The 1,517-nt window shown below is 40.1% G+C and carries 2 protein-coding genes; both read left to right on the top strand.

The window, feature by feature from the left end:
* A partial coding sequence (locus ACFIL8_RS10195; protein WP_375689673.1) for an efflux RND transporter periplasmic adaptor subunit occupies positions 1–1,053 on the top strand: 1,053 nt, incomplete at its 5' end.
* Positions 1,050–1,517: efflux RND transporter permease subunit (locus ACFIL8_RS10190; protein ID WP_375689671.1), on the top strand; the 468-nt coding region annotated here is incomplete at its 3' end. The genes ACFIL8_RS10195 and ACFIL8_RS10190, both read left to right, overlap by 4 nt.

Genomic DNA, 1,517 nt, shown 5'->3' with positions numbered 1-1,517 from the left:
CAACCCATTTCTATGGTGGATAAAACAAGAGTATCGGATAAAGCTTCAAATGAAAAAATGGGAAGGCCACCGGTAAAGGTTGTCGTTGATCTTGTAAAAATTCAAGATTTTTATGAACAACTTAACGTTCTTGGGAGTGGACAAGCACTTGCAGAAGTCGAGCTTACCCCTTTATCTCCAGGTGTTATTGATAAGCTTTTTGTGTCAGCGGGTACAAAAGTACAAGTAGGTGATGTGATTGCAAAGCTTGATTCTAAAAAAGAGGAAATAGCGGCTGCAAAAGCAAAAGTACAACGTGATAATAATGCGTTAACGCTTTCGCGTATTCTTAAGTTACGTGCCAGCAATACAGCAACGGAAGTTCAAGAAATTACAGCACGCTTAGAGTTAGATAACGCAAATTTAGTTTTGCGTAATGCTGAATTAGATCTCGATCGGCGAACAATTCGTGCACCGATTCCTGGAGTTGTTGGTATTTTGCCCGTTGATGCAGGGAATAACGTGACCCTTAATACTGTAATAGGCCGTATTGAGAATAGAGAACGTATTTTGGTCGATATATGGGCCCCTGAACGATATGTGTCGCGCATCCATAAAGGAGATGAGGTAACGGCAACGTTAATCGCGCAGCCAGATAGATCTTTTGTTGGTCATATTTATGCGATTGATAATATCGTTGATCCAGAAAGTCGCACACTTCATGTTCAGGTTGAAATCAATAATGAAAAAGATACGCTCATGTCTGGTATGTCCTTTTCTGTTTCCTTGCAGTTTCATGGTGGTTCTTTTCCTGTCGTTAATCCTCTTGCAGTTCAATGGAATAGTAAAGGGTCATTCGTTTGGCGTGTGAGAGAAGGGAAAGTAGAGGCTATACCCGTATCAATTATTCAGCATAAAGCAGATCAAGTTTTCGTAAAAGCACCCCTAGAAAATGGTGATCAAGTTGTCATTCAAGGAGTACAAATGCTTTATCCAGGAAGTAAAGTAATGATTGATGACCCAAAGTCTCATCAACAGCAATTACCAGTAGTTTACGGAACGGATATACAATGAGCCAAGAATTGAGCACAAAACAGCCTATGTCACAGGTCGAGCAAGGTGGTCTCATTACCTTATTTATTCGCAGACCGGTTTTTACTTTTGTTTTAAATGCTATGATCATCATTGCAGGATTTGCAGCATGGTTAAATGTTGATGTAAGAGAATTACCCGATGTTGATACTCCCGTAACAACGATTGTGACGGTGTTTTCAGGTGCGTCGGCAGAAACAATTGATCGTGAAGTTACAAAAATTATAGAAGATGCTGTTTCTCGTGTTTCAGGTGTTAAGACGATTTCTTCAACGTCTTCTTTTGGGCGCTCCCGTGTGCAGATTAATTTTAATGTTGGTGTTGATTTGAATGTTGCAGCATCTGATATTCGTGATGCTCTCTCCCGTATTACCTATTCTTTACCGAAAGATGCGGATTCGCCTTTGATTATTAAAGCAGATTCGAATGCTGCTGCCATGATGTAT

Origin of the sequence: Bartonella sp. AP57NXGY, from assembly GCF_042195805.1 — a bacterium.
Classification (GTDB): Bacteria; Pseudomonadota; Alphaproteobacteria; order Rhizobiales; family Rhizobiaceae; genus Bartonella.
This window is presented reverse-complemented; position numbering and strand designations above follow the sequence as displayed.